At 55.2% G+C, this 15,397-nt stretch carries 9 protein-coding genes; 4 read left to right on the forward strand and 5 right to left on the reverse strand.

The genetic code is table 11. The annotated features are described in order from the left end of the window. Positions 1-68: 68 nt before the first annotated feature. The 4 genes from KF752_07405 to KF752_07420 all read right to left on the reverse strand — a co-directional run bounded on the left by KF752_07405 (position 69) and on the right by KF752_07420 (position 8,124). On the reverse strand, positions 69-1,079 hold the full coding sequence (locus KF752_07405) for a flippase-like domain-containing protein (protein ID MBX3421369.1): 1,011 nt from the start codon (positions 1,077-1,079) through the stop codon (positions 69-71). Between the two features lie 6 nt (positions 1,080-1,085). Next, positions 1,086-2,888, reverse strand: coding sequence for a translation elongation factor 4 (gene lepA / locus KF752_07410; protein ID MBX3421370.1), 1,803 nt, complete (start codon positions 2,886-2,888; stop codon positions 1,086-1,088). Positions 2,889-2,978: 90 nt separating this feature from the next. Further along, complete coding sequence (locus KF752_07415) at positions 2,979-4,007, reverse strand: ROK family protein (GenBank protein MBX3421371.1); 1,029 nt, start codon at positions 4,005-4,007, stop codon at positions 2,979-2,981. A gap of 223 nt (positions 4,008-4,230) precedes the next feature. Further along, on the reverse strand, positions 4,231-8,124 hold the full coding sequence (locus KF752_07420; protein MBX3421372.1) for a hypothetical protein: 3,894 nt from the start codon (positions 8,122-8,124) through the stop codon (positions 4,231-4,233). 354 nt (positions 8,125-8,478) lie between these two features. Between KF752_07420 and KF752_07425 the strand changes: the two genes are divergently transcribed. The 3 genes from KF752_07425 to KF752_07435 are packed head-to-tail and all read left to right on the forward strand — an operon-like array spanning position 8,479 to position 12,256. Beyond that, entirely contained in the window at positions 8,479-8,892 is a 414-nt protein-coding gene (locus KF752_07425; GenBank protein MBX3421373.1) for a GntR family transcriptional regulator, read from the forward strand. Positions 8,893-8,930: 38 nt separating this feature from the next. Further along, positions 8,931-9,884 carry an ABC transporter ATP-binding protein gene (locus tag KF752_07430; GenBank protein MBX3421374.1) on the forward strand — a complete coding sequence of 318 codons (954 nt, stop codon included), beginning with the start codon at positions 8,931-8,933 and terminating at the stop codon, positions 9,882-9,884. Further along, positions 9,881-12,256: a hypothetical protein gene (locus KF752_07435; GenBank protein MBX3421375.1), complete on the forward strand. Its 2,376-nt coding sequence runs from the start codon at positions 9,881-9,883 to the stop codon at positions 12,254-12,256. The genes KF752_07430 and KF752_07435 overlap by 4 nt, the downstream gene beginning before the upstream one ends. Positions 12,257-12,334: 78 nt before the next feature. On the opposite strand, the gene KF752_07440 is transcribed toward KF752_07435, so the two are convergent. Next, entirely contained in the window at positions 12,335-13,330 is a 996-nt protein-coding gene (locus tag KF752_07440) for a sugar phosphate isomerase/epimerase (GenBank protein MBX3421376.1), read from the reverse strand. Positions 13,331-13,701: 371 nt separating this feature from the next. Between KF752_07440 and KF752_07445 the strand changes: the two genes are divergently transcribed. Continuing rightward, complete coding sequence (locus KF752_07445; protein ID MBX3421377.1) at positions 13,702-15,396, forward strand: alanine:cation symporter family protein; 1,695 nt, start codon at positions 13,702-13,704, stop codon at positions 15,394-15,396. The last annotated feature ends 1 nt before the right edge of the window (position 15,397 follow it).

The following is a 15,397-nucleotide window of genomic DNA, read 5'->3' on the forward strand; positions in this document are numbered from 1 at the left end:
GTGCGCACATCCTGCGAACAGGCATCCTGCGAACGCGGTGCGCCGTAGTCGGTAATTTACCAGTACTCCTAATCGTCCGACTTTTCTTCTGCGACGACCTGCTGTGCATAACGCCACTCGCGGCCGTGGCTGGCCAGATAGTATCCCACACCAATTCCAGCGATGGTCAGTGTGACTAGGCGGAACACAGTGGCCACCAGCGTGGACGAGTATCCCTCAGGCACATCCGGTAGCATTCTAAACAGCCCGACGATAGCGCCTTCTTGTACCCCCAAACCTCCCGGCGCTATCGGCAACGCACCGACGGCCATGGCTGGTGGAACAACCACGAAGTGCTGCGATAGAGTGGGAGCCAGCGGATATAAGCCATGTGACACGAGATAAACCGTTAGCGTCAGCATCGCATGTACGACAATGGCGCTGAACAACAAAACAGCGATTGAAGCTGGGCGCCTTCTGAGAAGCCGAACCGAATGCGCCATTCTGGAGAGCGGCGAGCCGATGCGCGGAATTCGCTGGCCGACCCACTCGATCAAACTATCCAGCCACCTGCCCGCATACACCGCTACCAACAACGCGAAGATGGATGTCAATGACAAGGCGCCCGCCAACTGCCCGATTCGCAGCAGCGCCGCTGGAATCGCGTTATCAGCCAAGAAGCGAATGGATATCCAGGCCAAAATGATGAGCCCCAATAGTCCAATCGCACGATCCAGCAGCACACTGGCCACCGCTTCCGGGCGCTGAGAATGCTTCTCCTTGGCCACCAAGATGGCTTTAAACAAGTCTCCGCCCACGCTGCCCAGCGAAATGAAGTTCAAGAGGTAGCCCAAGAAACCCAGCCGTAATGCTTCTCGCGTATTGAACGGGATATCCAGGCAACGTACCAGCAGTTGCCACCGCAGGATGCTGATGATAATTGCGATCAGCGCGACCAATTGCGCGCCGAGCAGTAAATCCCAGCGCTTCGGCTGACTCCAAAACGTCTGGTAGTCTGCGCGATCGACGCTCCATAGCAGATATGTAAACAAGGCCAATGGCAGGCCGAGTTTGATCAAATATAGCAACGAGCGTCTCAAGATCGGCTACTTTTCCTGGCCGGTATCCAGCACCGCCATGAAGGCTTTTTGGGGAATATCGACCGAGCCGATCGACTTCATGCGTTTCTTGCCCTCTTTTTGCTTGGCCCACAACTTGCGTTTGCGGGTGATATCGCCGCCATAACACTTAGCGGTCACGTTCTTTCGTAAGGCCGGTTTGGTTTCGCGAGCGATAATCCGCGTGCCGATAGCCGCCTGTACCGCGACTTCGAACATGTGCCGATCGATTTCATCCTTCAGCTTCTTTACGACGGCTCGACCTCGGCGGTCAGCATCGCGACGGTCGCAAATGACGCTCAGTGCGTCTACTCGCTTGCCGTTGACCAAGATGTCCATGCGCACCAAATCGGCGGGTTCGTATCCGATCAATTCGTAATCCATAGTGCCATAACCGCGCGTGGCACTCTTGAGCTTGTCGTGTAAGTCGTAAATGACTTCGGCCAGCGGCAGGTCATAGGTTATCATTGCCCGCGTTGCCGATAGATATTCCGTGCTCTTTTGAACGCCGCGACGGTCTTGACTCAGCTTCATCACCTGGCCGATATAATCGTTAGGTACAACGAAATTCACGCGCACGATCGGCTGTTTGAATTCTTCAATGTCACCTGAATCCGGCACATCCTGTGGTTTATGAATCTCCAGTTCCTCGCCTCGTTTGTTGGTCACCAGATAAGTTACGTTGGGCGCGGTCTGCACTAAGTCCACGTCGCATTCGTTTTCCAGACGCTGCTGAATGATTTCCATGTGCAGCAGCCCCAGAAAGCCGCAACGGAATCCGAAACCGAGCGCTTCGCTGGTTTCCGGTGCGAATTCGAAGCTAGGGTCGTTGATACTTAGCTTCTCCAGAGCGTCGCGCAGTTCCGTGAACTCCTGTCCTTCGCTGGGGTATAGACCGCAATACACCATGCGTTTGGGTTGTTGATATCCATCCAGCGCCGGTGCCGCCCGAGGTCCGGTTTCCACAACCGTGTCGCCAATGTGCACATCGTGCAGCGATTTAATGTTGCATATCAAATAACCTACCTGTCCTGCTCGCAACGCTGCGGTTGGTCGGCGCTTGGGCACAAACTGGCCGATCTCCAAAGTTTCATAGGTTGCTGCTGCTCGCACCAATTGAACCTTTTGACCTTTGACGACCGTGCCTGACATCAATCGCACATAGGTGATGGCACCGCGGAAGTCATCGTAGTGAGAATCGAACACCATGGCTTGTAGGGGTCCAGTTGGATCGCCTGTGGGTGGTGGCACGCGCGTAATGATCGCTGCGATCAATTCGTCGATGCCCAGGCCGGCCTTAGCGCTGCATAGCACGACTTCGTCAGGAGCCGTTCCCAGCGACTGGGCCATCTCGTCGATCACTTCATTGACTCGCGCATAGGCCAGGTCGATCTTGTTGATAACCGGAATGATCTTCAGATCATGTTCCATGGCGGCGTAGGCGTTGGCAACCGTCTGAGCTTCGACGCCCTGGAAGGCATCCACCAATAGCAATGCGCCTTCGCAACAGGTCAGGCTACGCGATACTTCGTAGTGAAAATCGACGTGGCCGGGTGTGTCAATTAGATTCAGCTCGTACCATTGACCTTCGTATTGTGTGCGCAACGTGACCGCCTTGGCCTTGATCGTGATTCCTCGCGAACGCTCCAGGTCCATGCCGTCCAGCAGTTGCTCGCGCATCTCGCGCGTCGCTACCGTGCCGGTACGTTCCAATAGACGGTCCGCCAGCGTGCTCTTGCCATGATCGATGTGAGCGATAATGCAAAAATTACGAATGTTACTAATCGGTATATCGTTCGGTGGCTGGCTCAGCGCTTGACTCCCACGGTGACCGTTGAATGGCGGACCTTGTTAACTGAAATTTGTGAAGGTTGCCAGTACTCAGTGCTCGTTATCTGCTCGGGCGATGCCGGCAGCACCAATGTAGCCGGCGTCTCCTCCCAGAGACGCAAATTCTATTTTCGTTCCACTGGCAACGTTGGAAAACGCCCGCTTGCGAAATTCGGCGGTAGTTGCGGCCAAGAACCGCTGACCTATAGCGCATTTGGGACCGCCAAAATCCATCGCGCCGCCCAGAACGACCAAGCCGGGATCAACGATGGCTACTGCAGTGGCAATTCCAATGCCCAGAAAATGTGCTGTCTCGTCAATGATCCGCAAGGCCAGACCGTCGCCACCAACGGCTGATAGATAGACGTCTTTGGCTGACACCCTACCCTGCTCTTGCAGCCGACGCGATAGATCGCTGGAAGGCTCCCTCTCCGCTAGCTCTCGGGCTCGAGCGGCTACAGCGCTCGCCGACGCGTAAGCCTCCAACTCGCCGCGCCCGCCGCCCCAGACGCACAGGCGAGCTTCCGGGGAGCTGTCGACAATCATGTGCCCGCACTCGCTGCCAAAGCTGTTCACTCCATTGATTAGCCGGCCCTCATGGATCACGCCTCCGCCCACACCAGTACCCAGCGTAAACATGATCAGACTTTGGTGTGCCGAACCGGCTCCGATCCAGAACTCGCCGAATGCCGCAGCGTTCGCATCGTTAACGAAGCTGACCGGTCGCCCGGTGGCCTTGGCCAGAGCATCTCGAATCGGAAACTGATGCCAGTGTGGTAGGTTAGGCGGTTCGAGTAACATGCCGCGTTGCAAACACATCGAACCGGGACTTCCTAATCCGATTCGGCCAATTTGGGAAATTGAAATGCCAGCCTTGCGGGTCAGTTCACGACCTGCAGCAACTATCCTGTCAATCGCCTGTTGCGGACCTTGTGACTCCAGCGTCTCAATCGAAGTAAACGCCAGAGTTGCCCCTAAGTTATCCAGGACTCCTAATTTAATGTTGGTGCCGCCCAGGTCGACTCCCCAAAAGAAGGGGTCGGATGCCTGGGAAAGAGGAACGATAGGTTGTGAGGTCATTATGTTGCAAGCTTTACGGTCACGAGAGGTGGCGAGAGTCCCAGTATAGGTACTTAGGGCTCAAACGCCCAGAGGAACCCGGAATGACGTCCCGCTCAACCATGCAGAACCAATGCGGCTTGAACCTAAGAGGTAAGTCCAATGTGTAGCGAGAGCTGGAACCACCGCCTAGCAAACGGTGCGAATTGCGTTTTAATTCCGTTTTCGCGGGCTCGAAGGGATGTCACTCATTGGGTATCTCATTCAGCGTATACGCACCAGCCGGAAAGACCAGTGGCTCGCCGGCCGCTGACCGAACTGCGGGAGCCTTCAGCATGAATACGCGATCGGCTTCTAAATCGCTCACCACCAGATCCACGCTCATGCGATCGTCGGCTACGGTTACACTTGCCGTCTTCACACTGCGTCGATCCAGCTCTGGCGAACCGTAAGCACCGGTGTATTCGTAGCGATAGCTTTCCAGGGCGTAGGAAGCTGGATCAGCGGCGGACGAGGGGTTCACCGGAGCGGTAAACCGGATGCGGAAGCCGGTGGGGCGCGCGTGGATCGACTGCATCTCGAACGGGATTTGGCCGGTGAAGTCGATGCGGAACAGCGCGCCACGGTCGGGTTGCGCCATCCAACCGGGCTCGGTAATGCTGCCCACATACATTGTACCGCGTGGATCAAAGGCGATCGTCAACGGACCCAGCAGGCCCTTATTCCAAAACGGAAAACAGGCCCCCTGATAGACGCCATTGACTTCTTCGACGTTGGCCCGAATGATTGCGCCCCCAAACATCAACTCGGCCATGAACAACTGTCCGGCAAATGGTCCAAAGTTGCCTTGGGTGTTTTCGTAGGCTACCCCGTTAATAGACCGTGCCCAAGCGTAAGGAATCCAGACCGTGGTCTGGCCCCTCGGTCGGTCCTTGTCGCCGGGCTTGGAGTTGTTGAACCAACCAAAGTATTTTCCTTCAGTGGCATGGCAGAGCTTGTTGGTCGCGACCCATTCACCTTGATTGTCGGTAAAGAAAACTTCCCCACCAGGGCCGCTGCACCATCCCAGCGGATTGCGCATCCCAAATGCAAATTCTTCAGGTGGCTGTCCTGGCCGCAAGCGTATTGCGCTGCTGGAGCCGATCTGCGTCTGGTTGGCATACGGAGCATACGAAATGACAAACGCGCCACTCTGGTCGCGACACAGGCCGTAAGCCATGTCGTAGCTGTCGGCGATGCCATGAGTCAGCGCAAACTGCCGTTCAAATCGCCATGGCTGGCCGTTCTGTTCGATAATCTTGGTCAAACTCCCTCGATGCAAAATGTAGATCGCATCTTCTTCGGCCAGCATTGACAGTGCATCTTGGTAGAGTCCTTGACCGTACAATTCAAACGCGTTCTTATCAGCCTCAAAAACCAACAGTTCGCCGGTCTTAAGTGAAACTACAAACACGCGTCCGTCGGTCGGATGCACCGCCAAGGCCCCCGCCATGATTCGATCTTCGCCCGATACGATCTTGGGCCTGGGCAACATCACCGCGCGATAGCCCGGACGTTCCAGCGAGCCTTCCTCCGCATCAGGAAATGTAAGCGGTTGGTTGGGCCAGGCAGCGGGATCCTCCGGGTCGGGCAATTCAATGGTTTGTTCGTCACGAATCAACTGACGTGAACCGCCAGCCGGTGACACCAAGCGAATGGTCTCGCTAAACTCCTTATCGGCTGACCAAATCAATCGCACTCCGTCAGCCAGCCGATGGTAGCCCAAAAAATTCGGCTGATTATCCAGCGGCTGCATTTCGAGGGGAACTGACTGGCCACGAGCCAGAAATTGGCGAATACGACCGATGACATTGCGCTGAATTTGCCCTCCTACGAATAGTGCCACGGGCTTGTGTTGACGCAAATCGTACACCAGCAAGTCATGGTGAGCGTTCAGCACGCTGATGCTGTCCACGACGCTACCGTCGGGCAGGCGGATGGGTATTTGTGCAACAATGACTCCCTCACGCGGTGGCTGGACGGGGACTGGTAGCGGCGGTGTTGGACTGGGAGCGTCTTTGCCAAGCGATAGATAGGCCCACAGGGCTGCCTTTTGTTTATCCGAGTCACCGTCCAAGATGTGCGCGAGTGTGGCTGGTTGTCCATGTGGAAAAATGTCGGGCATGGGGGTGTTTGGTGCAAACCGCATCGGCGACTCGACGAATCGGTCGAACCAGTCACGACGTACACGGCCGAGCGTGCGCGTTAGGTCGGGGCCGATTGCGATTGGGTCTGGCGCGCCGAGGAGCTTGCCATTCCAAACGTGGCACGAAACGCAAGCGTAGCCCTGAAATCCGGCAAGATGCGCGCCGTGAAGCGTCGCCAACGTCGGATCATCGCTGGCCGAAACTGCGGCATCCTGCGTATCGACTATTTCTCCATCCGCTTCGGCCAATGCTTGGACTAGCAGATGCGCATCGTCTCCAAAATGGGGCATACGATAACTATAATTTTCTCCGCGCAGGCTAGTTGTTCCCTGACTGACGACGTTCAGCAAGTGTTCGCGAGTGAGCTTCTGATGTGGATTGGTAAGTCGCGGCGCTCGCTGAAAGGGGACTTCTTGCAGATAAGCGCCGACGATCGCGCTACCAACGACTTCCAGTGGAGATCGCTGGCTGCTGTCGCGCTGATGACATTTGACGCAGCCAGCTCTAGCCAAGCGACGCTGTCGGTTTGAATAAGGAGATGGGTGGTGCTCACTGGCGGCGACTGACAGGTAGGGCTGTGCGCGCTGTAGTACAGATTGCGAATAGCGGGCTCCACGACAGTTTGCGAGGGTGTCTGGTGAGGTCGGATTCTGCCTGGATGAACTCTCGTCACTAACTGCTGATGCAGCTTGGGTTGCCATGGGATTGTTCATAGTTCGCGTGTCTCCCAGTCCAGAATGACACGCCACACAGCCACGATCAACGATCAGCCGCTGGGCCGCCTCTGACGGACTGTTAACTCCTAGTTTACCAAGGACGGCAATAATCTCAGCCTGTGTCGGCGGAACCATCTTTGGCAGCAAGGTGGGCCTGGACCACAGCAGCAGGTACGCAGCTAGGTCGACCGCCTCGCCAGCCTGCACAGGAATTCGTGGCATGCGTCCATCGGGAAAGCGAACGTGGGGATCGCGTAGAAAACCAGCGATATCCGCCGGTGACATTCGATCGGCAATGTCGGCCAATCCGCGTTGGCCCACTGACGGTTGCTGCTGTCGCTCGACGTCATCCGGAATCCAGTGGCAGGTTGCGCAGCCCAAGTTCATAAACAGCAGGCGACCGTTGCGATGATCGCCAACCGCTGTCTTAACTTCAGCCGACACTGCTGGCTGCCTGTTAGTTAACCAGTCCGCTACCAGCCAGCGTTCGACGAACCCCGTATGATCATTTGAAAAAACCGCTGGCATGTGCGCATCGGGGCGTAAGGCACTTGGATCTGCCAGCCAGCTCACTAGCCACTGCTGATTCAGTCGCTGGCCAGCATCGATCAGCGCTGGCCCTGGTACAAAGTCGATCGAGGGAAACGCGCCGGCATGGCAACGCGCGCAACCGGCACGTTCGATCACGATGCGACCCTGCTCGGCCAATTGATCGAATTGGAATTGCGGTGTTTCCTGCTCTGCCAGATGTCCCAGTCGCCATGCAGCTAACGGTTCGCTCGCAAACGACTCGCCTTGCCACCATAGTTGCAGACGCGCGGCAACGCCCGGTAAAGAGCGGAAAGATACTACCAACCGGTGATATCCAGGAACGACCTTCAGCGGAGTGCTCGCGGTGATGTGCGAGTCGTCCGATCTGCCGGTTCCCTGCAACACAACCTGGCCATCGACCGTCACGGAGACTGCGCCACCCACATACGCTGAAAAAGTAACACTGTCTTGAATCAGGATTGCACCATTCCAGGTTACGTTGATCGGGCCAGGAGGAATTCGTGGGTGGGGGCTCGAATCACCCAGAGTCAGCGCGGGCTTGGCATCCAGTCGCAGAACAGAGACTTCCGGATGTGACACCGAGCGATATTCGGCCACCAATCCCGGCCTCAGTTCATCGGTTTCCAATTCGATTTGTCCGACCAACGACATCGTCAGCAACCATGCGGCCAACTGGCTAATCATCAGCAGCACTCCAACTTGAAAGTAAAATCATGCCCTGTCTCTCCTATAATGCTAACTTGCGATGGTAGATCGGTTAGCTTCAATGACTAGCATACAAGCGTACGATTGAGTTGCACGCTGATTGGTCCTCGATCGCACGGATTTAAGATAAACATTTTCTTACTGGGAGTGCACTTGATGCGGCCTCAAATGCGATCGGCTGATCGCTACGTTCACCCGTAGTATAGTACCAGCCCTGTCGCTGATTTACATGACTGAACCGTACGTCAACTCAGCCGGTGCCGATGCATGGCCCTTGACCTGGGTTGCAAGAGGTGTATTATTGTAGTAATGCACTAAGGCAAGGCGTTGGTTATGCCCTTATCCGCTTCACAATTCAATTTGCAGCCGTCATCCGGCGTGCCCATCTACCGACAATTGATGGATCAGGTGTCGATGCTGTTGGTGGGTGGCCAGGCGCAGCCAGGGGACATGCTGCCCAGCGTCCGCGAATTGGGAGCAGCACTGGACATCAATATGATGACGGTTTCGAAGGCCTACGCGCGATTAGAAGCAGAAGGGATCGTCCGCCGGGTGCGCGGTCAGGGAATGGTACTGTGCGATTGGCAGCCTCGCGGTTCAGTGGCTCAGCGCTCCGCCGAATTGCGTCCGCTGCTCGAACAAGCGGTTATTCGCGGGCGTCAGCTCGGATTATCGGATCAACACATCCGAGCCTGCATGGAAAGCGCACTGAAGGTATGGAAGGGTAAGTCGCTGGTCGGCAAGTAGCCATCGCAAGTAACTGCGCTTTTCATGGGGAGAGAAACATGCATCATGCGGACCAGTCTAACGGCCGGGAAATCGTGATTCGGACAAGCCGATTGCGAAAGAGTTTTTTGAAGCACGAGGTGCTACAGGGAATTGACCTGGAGATCCCTCGGGGATTGACGGTCGGTTTGTTGGGTTCCAACGGTGCCGGTAAGTCGACTTTGATCAAGTGCTTACTGGGGCTGCTGAAGCCTAGTTCGGGCACGGTCGAGCTAGCGGGTGAGTCAAGTTGGGATTTGACCGTGGATGTCAAAGAGCGGCTGGGTTACGTCCCGCAGATCAGTTCACTGTTACCCTGGATGACAGTGGCTTCACTGGTGGATTATGTCGGCGCGTTTTACCAGTACTGGCAACCCGAGCGTGCACACGGATTGGTACGTGATTGGAACTTGGATCCCAAGCAGATCGTCGGCAAGCTGTCTGTGGGACAGAAACAAAAACTATCCACGATCCTGGCGTTGGGCCACAGTCCGGAATTGTTGATCCTGGATGAACCGGTGGCTAGCCTGGATCCTGCGGCTCGCCGGCAGTTTATGCAGGAGCTGATCGCGCTGACGGCTGACGAACGTCATACGGTACTGTTTTCTACGCATATCATGTCGGACGTTGAGCGAGTGGCTTCGCATGTAGCCATCATGTCCGGCGGAAGAATTTCTTACTTTGGCGAACTGGACTCACTCAAGGAGCGGATCAAACGCGTGCGCTTGTCACGTCCAGAACGTTTTCCCGATGGACTTCAGTGCCCGGAGGCCATTCAAGCACGCTTTGATGGCCAACACGCCGTGCTAAGCATCGATACCGCGCAGGTTGATCTCGACATGTTGGCAGAGCGGTTTGGTGTAGCTGTCAGCGTCGAGGATTTGAATCTAGAAGAGATATTCTTAGAGCTTGAAGGCCGCTGGCTTCCGGCGTCCGCCAGCAGTCGTGCTGGACTTGAGGGAGCCAGTCGATGACAACCACTAGGCAGCGCACTTCGACATTGGCAGGCCGCGTCTGGGCTGTGGCCACGACCTACTTTAATCGTCGCGGTTTGTGGATCGTGATGACGGGAGTGCTGGCTTGCATGACAGCAGCCTACTTTGAGTTCCCAACGAAATCCGGCGATGTGACCCGTTTGGTGGGTTATGCGGGCAATTGGTATCTGTCGAAGAGCATGCACAGAAATCCCAGCTCCAGCTCACACTTCGATAGATTTATTCCGCCCGCTCCCGGTCTTGATTGGCCACAGCTGAGATCGTTGAAACTCTACGGAGCCGACGACGCACTGTTGCCGGCGCAGATGCGCCATGCCGCTGATTTACGAGAACTGGAATTGCACAACATTCCGGGTGTCGACTCACAGTTGACTCATAAGTCACCGTTGCCAAAGGATCCCTTAGCCTTTTCCGAATCTATCAAGCGGTGGTCCCACAGACGCCTCCAACCACAGGACTTGGAAGTGATCTCCACACATTCATTGAATCGACTAGAACTGCAGAATTGCCGTTTGGCCAAGAATGTTTTGCGGGCATTTGGCCAGCGATTCCCGATTCGCTATTTGACAGTTGATCGACTATCGCTCGGTAGCAATTCCGGCGACTTCGCTCAAAACTTGGATGAATTGTCATCGTTCTTAGAGCTGGAACATCTCGAGTTGCACGGGTTGCTGCTAACAACACAAATAATTGATCTGGCGATGCGGCTTCCCAATTTACGCGTACTGGTGGTAGATGATTGTTTGTATCGCGGGCTTGCCTCTTCGAACGCTCTTGATACCCCGCTGCCTGGTTGGACAACCAGCGTTGAAAGTGACAGCTTGGTGCGGCCAACAACTGCTGACCTACAGCGACTAACGGCTCACCCGACGTTGAAATGGGTGTACGCCGATTGGCATAAACTGGGCATCACAGATAGCCAGGCATTTCAAGAGCTGCAGCCAATCTGGGCGTTACCGATTTCAACCTCTTCTGGCTGGTACGCACGTTTGACTTGGAGTTTCATGGCATCGGTCTTTCTGTTCGCGATTCTTCTGAGGCAACTATATACGCACTATTCATTACCAAGTTTGCTTGCCACACCACACTTCGAAGGTGCTCACTGGATTGTGGCGGCATTGATCGCCACGACGGGATGTCTGGTAATGCTCTATGCCTGTTTTCGATCACACATTCACCCGCTGCCTGGATTGACAGTCTACGTAGCGTGCCCGTTGTTTTGCGCCCTAGCAATTATTGCCTCTCGTGTTTCCCGGACTTCATTGACTAACCCAATGCGGTCATACTTCCTGGCATATCTTTTGCTTTTGCTGTTCTTCATGTCGCACTTAGTGCTACTATCCCAGTTCCCGAGTTGGTATTACGCCTACTGGCAAGGATACCTCAATTGGATTGCCCTGATTGTGCTGTCGTTGGAATGTGTGTTGATTGCGCGGTTTGTCGGCTGGTTGCGTTCAACCGCGCGTGTCCTGGCTGAGGGAGGAGCCGACAACGTGAATGAGGCGACACAAACTTGGCACCCTGCTATCGTCAAACACCAAGTAGGAACAAGCGAATCTAGGGGTCTGATCCATTGGTTGTCTACTTGCCTGCAGAAGACAGCTGATCAGCGAGATTGGAAGTGGCACCAATACAAGGTCAGTCACATGGCCGCTCTGTGGTACAACAGCTTGCCACAATCGATCTACCGCACAACGGCTTTTTTTCTCATGCCGATCCTAATTACCGGTATAATTTGGGAGTTATCAAGAATCATCTTACTTTCTCCCGACACCGTCATCGCTGGTAATTGGCGACCAAGCTCGGGACTAGCCTTGGGCATCATCGTGGCGGCCTCGATGACAATGAATTTTGGGCTTACTTATTGGTCGGTACGACTCCAACATATGAGCTGCGACATACTGCGTCCTGTGAAACGAACGATCTTTGTTCAAGCCGTTTTTCTCGCATATCTTCGCAGTATCGGACCGGTACTCATGGTGCCATTGGTAATTCTGCTGTATGGAATACTCGCTCATTGGGCCTGGAGCGCTATTGCGATGGCGCTGTTGTGGACGTTGGGGAATGTGGCTCTGTCCGTTGCGATGGGCTCAATGATGTTTGCTTATTTTCATCCCCAAAATCGCTTGGCAGCCTTCGTGCTGCATCTTCTGCCTCTCGCCGCGCTGGTCGCACCGTCACTCGCACTGTCGTTCGTTTTTGCGCAGCATTTATGGGGCGCGGTGCCAGAAAAACTGGCGGTGATCTTGAATTACTTGGGGATCATCGGTGTCGGTTTGATGGCGATAGCAGCACTAACGATCGGCTTTGCCTACCAGCGAACGTTCAATCGCGAATGGGACCTGCGATGAGCGCGCGGCCGCACGATGTTTCGAAATCGAAGAGCTTGGTAATTCGCTGCGTTAGCGAGTGACCAATACGCCGTCTAGCTACCCTGCTGCCTGCACGGCTTGCTTGGTTTTTTCCAGGCCTATGCGGGCAACTTGGTCGGGGGGTTGCTGCCAGTAATTGCGATTGAAAAGTTCAAGACTGAGCGTGCCGCTGAAGCCGCTGTCGAAGAGTCGCTTGAGGATGTTGCCCAAAGGTGCAACGCCATCGCCAGGATAGACTCGATCTTTGTCAGCAATTTTTGCGCGCTCTGGCGTGCCAGGGTAGTCGTTGATGTGCAGGCAGTGCATTTGACTGGCTGGAATGAGCCCGACGTTGCGAAAGTCATTTCCGCCTTTGTAAAGGTGGTAGACATCCAGCAGCAGGCAAGCATCGCTATGGTTTGCAGCGGCAGCAACGTACAGGACTTCGGCTAGGGTAGATAGGTTGTGCGAGAACCCCCACAGTTCCAGCTGCGGTACGACGTCGCACTGCCGCCCTACTTCCAGCAGCGCATGATAACGCTGGGCGGCAGCGTCCAGATCCAGTTTGGGCGGCCCGGTAACTCCGACAGGCGGGGCGGCGATGCGGCTTCCACCCAGTTCCCGCACCAATTCCATGTCACGTCGGCACTGCTCAAGACCGGCACCGCGCTCGGCCTCGTCGTCCACGATCCATTTGCCGAAGGCAATAGCGCTATCCAAGCCCAATTCCAAATCGTTCAGTTCTTTGCGCAGATCCGTCAAGCTGCCGCCTTCGGCGACATGTTTTTCAATGTCGCGCGTCCACAATTCGACGGCGTCATAGCCCGCATCGGCTGCGATCTTTAGCTGTTGCCGAACGGGAATTACTCCACCATTGATGGTGCTGGTGTTTAGACAGTAACGCAGTCGCGGTGCTGCCGTAGGCGACTGGCCGGTAGGCGATCCCGCCGAGGCCTGGCTGAGCAATGCTCCGGCACCGGCTGAGGCTGCGGCGAAAAGCGGCCATCCGACCAACGAGCGGCGGCTGAGGCGAGTAAGCTTTGGGGACTGGGGTTGGTCTTCAATATCGAACATTGGGTCAGATTTCCTGATCGGGCAGCCATGGAGAATTGGGATAAGCAGTATAACGAACTCGGAACAGGCATGTAGATTTAGTTGGCGATATTTCAGCGGCTAGTCTTGATTGACGGGACGAATCTAGTAGCCTACAGGGTTCTCCGGATGGCATTGCGGGCCTGCGATTCGTTCATGTTGACTCTCGCGAATTCACACTAGCAGCGTAGGAAAAGCACGTGGAAATGTGTCACGACGGACATTGTTGCAAGCATTCGTTGTTGGCACCGCTGTTCGTAACGCTGCGAGCTGTCAGGCTAGCCCTGCTGATTGCCTGGTGGCTGAATCTGACGGGGCTATCGGTGTCGGCGCAGTCGGCATCCGAGCAGGAGATGGACGCATCGTTGACTGTCGAATCTCAGGCTGTTGACGAGGGGGGATACTCCAGTCAGTCGGGCCACCAGTGGTCGCAAGAGGAGAGTTCCGGCAGTGCAAACCGTTCACTGGGGCTTGACCAGCGTATCGACAATGCGTTCCGGCCAGTATCAGATGCGTTTGTCAATTTCGTTTTTTGGTCCATACCGCAGTTCGGTCCAATCCCCAGCGTTCCGCTGGTGTTGGTCGTCTTGGTGTCTGGTGCTGCATACTTTACGGTCTACTTCGGCTTTGCCAATGTGCGTTTGTTTCCGCTGTCCATTCGCGTCGTGCGTGGCAAGTACAGAATATCCGAGGAGGCCGGCGCGCCGGAGATCAAGCATGTCGAGGTGCACGAAGTCGATGGGGACTTGGTGGATACCATTCGCGATGAACATCTACATGGCGAGGTCAGTCATTTCCAAGCATTGGCAACGGCCGTGTCAGGTACCGTTGGGCTGGGAAATATCGGTGGAGTCGCTGTGGCGATTGCCATCGGTGGACCGGGTGCTACATTCTGGATGATCGTCTGTGGGCTGCTGGGCATGTCTACCAAATTCGTCGAATGTACGCTGGGGGTAAAATATCGCGATATCGAACCCGACGGCACCGTTCACGGCGGGCCCACGTACTATTTAAGTCGAGGGTTCGCACAAATGGGCCTGGCTCCGCTGGGCAAGTTGTTAGGTGGTCTCTTTGCGGTTCTGTGCGTGGGAGCCTCGTTTGGTGGCGGAAATATGTTTCAAGCCAATCAAGCTACCGCGCAGATTCAGACGTTAATTGGGATTCAGGCTACGCAATCGGAGTGGGCCAAGTCCAGCGGCGCGCTGATTGGGCTCGTAATGGCGATCTTCGTTGGATTTATCATCATTGGTGGCATCAAGCGGATTGCGAACGTCACTGATAAGGTTGTCCCGCTGATGACTGCGCTGTATGTGGTGGCCTGTATCATTATCGTCGTCATTCACATTGAGCACTTGCCTGAGGCGATCAGGACCATCATGGTCAGTGCGTTCACTCACGAAGCTGGAATGGGCGGGGTGGTCGGTGTGATCTTGGTGGGCTTCAAGCGCGCTGTATTTTCCAACGAAGCCGGGGCGGGTTCGGCGTCGATCGCCCACTCGGCAGTTCGCACGCGCTATCCCGCCTCCGAGGGAATTGTAGCGCTGATGGAGCCCTTTCTGGATACGGTGGTTATCTGCACGATGACCGCGCTAGTAATCATTTTGTACAACATGAATGGAGCATTTGAGTACAGCAGCGTTGTCAACGGTCAGGTTTTGATGCTCGAGACAGGCCACAGAGTCGGTGGAGTTGACCTGACGTCGTTGGCTTTTGATTCGGCGCTACCTAATTTTCGCTATGTCTTGACCGTGGCCGTAGTGCTATTTGCGATTTCGACGATGATATCCTGGTCGTACTACGGTTTGACAAGTTGGAAAGCCCTGTTTGGGCGTAGCCGCTGGTCCGATCTGTCGTTTAAAATTTTGTTCTGTGCGTTTATTGTGGTCGGATCGGCATCTTCGCTTCAGGCGGTGATCGACTTTTCCGATGCGATGATCTTGGCGCTAGTTTTTCCTAACATGCTGGGCTTGATCCTACTGGCTCCAAAAGTACGCGAAGAACTGAACCGATTTCTGGAGGCCATCAAAGAGCGCAGGAGCCCCAATTGAT

Source organism: Pirellulaceae bacterium (assembly GCA_019636385.1).
GTDB lineage: Bacteria > Planctomycetota > Planctomycetia > Pirellulales > Pirellulaceae > Aureliella.

What these genes read in the sequence shown, in the direction of transcription:
- KF752_07415 (MBX3421371.1), bottom strand. Translation starts at nt 4,007, where the DNA reads ATGACCTCACAACCTATCGTTCCTCTTTCCCAGGCATCCGACCCCTTC.
- KF752_07440 (MBX3421376.1), bottom strand. Translation starts at nt 13,330, where the DNA reads ATGTTCGATATTGAAGACCAACCCCAGTCCCCAAAGCTTACTCGCCTC.
- KF752_07420 (MBX3421372.1), bottom strand. Translation starts at nt 8,124, where the DNA reads ATGATTAGCCAGTTGGCCGCATGGTTGCTGACGATGTCGTTGGTCGGA.
- KF752_07430 (MBX3421374.1), top strand. Translation starts at nt 8,931, where the DNA reads ATGCATCATGCGGACCAGTCTAACGGCCGGGAAATCGTGATTCGGACA.
- KF752_07445 (MBX3421377.1), top strand. Translation starts at nt 13,702, where the DNA reads ATGGACGCATCGTTGACTGTCGAATCTCAGGCTGTTGACGAGGGGGGA.
- KF752_07435 (MBX3421375.1), top strand. Translation starts at nt 9,881, where the DNA reads ATGACAACCACTAGGCAGCGCACTTCGACATTGGCAGGCCGCGTCTGG.
- KF752_07425 (MBX3421373.1), top strand. Translation starts at nt 8,479, where the DNA reads ATGCCCTTATCCGCTTCACAATTCAATTTGCAGCCGTCATCCGGCGTG.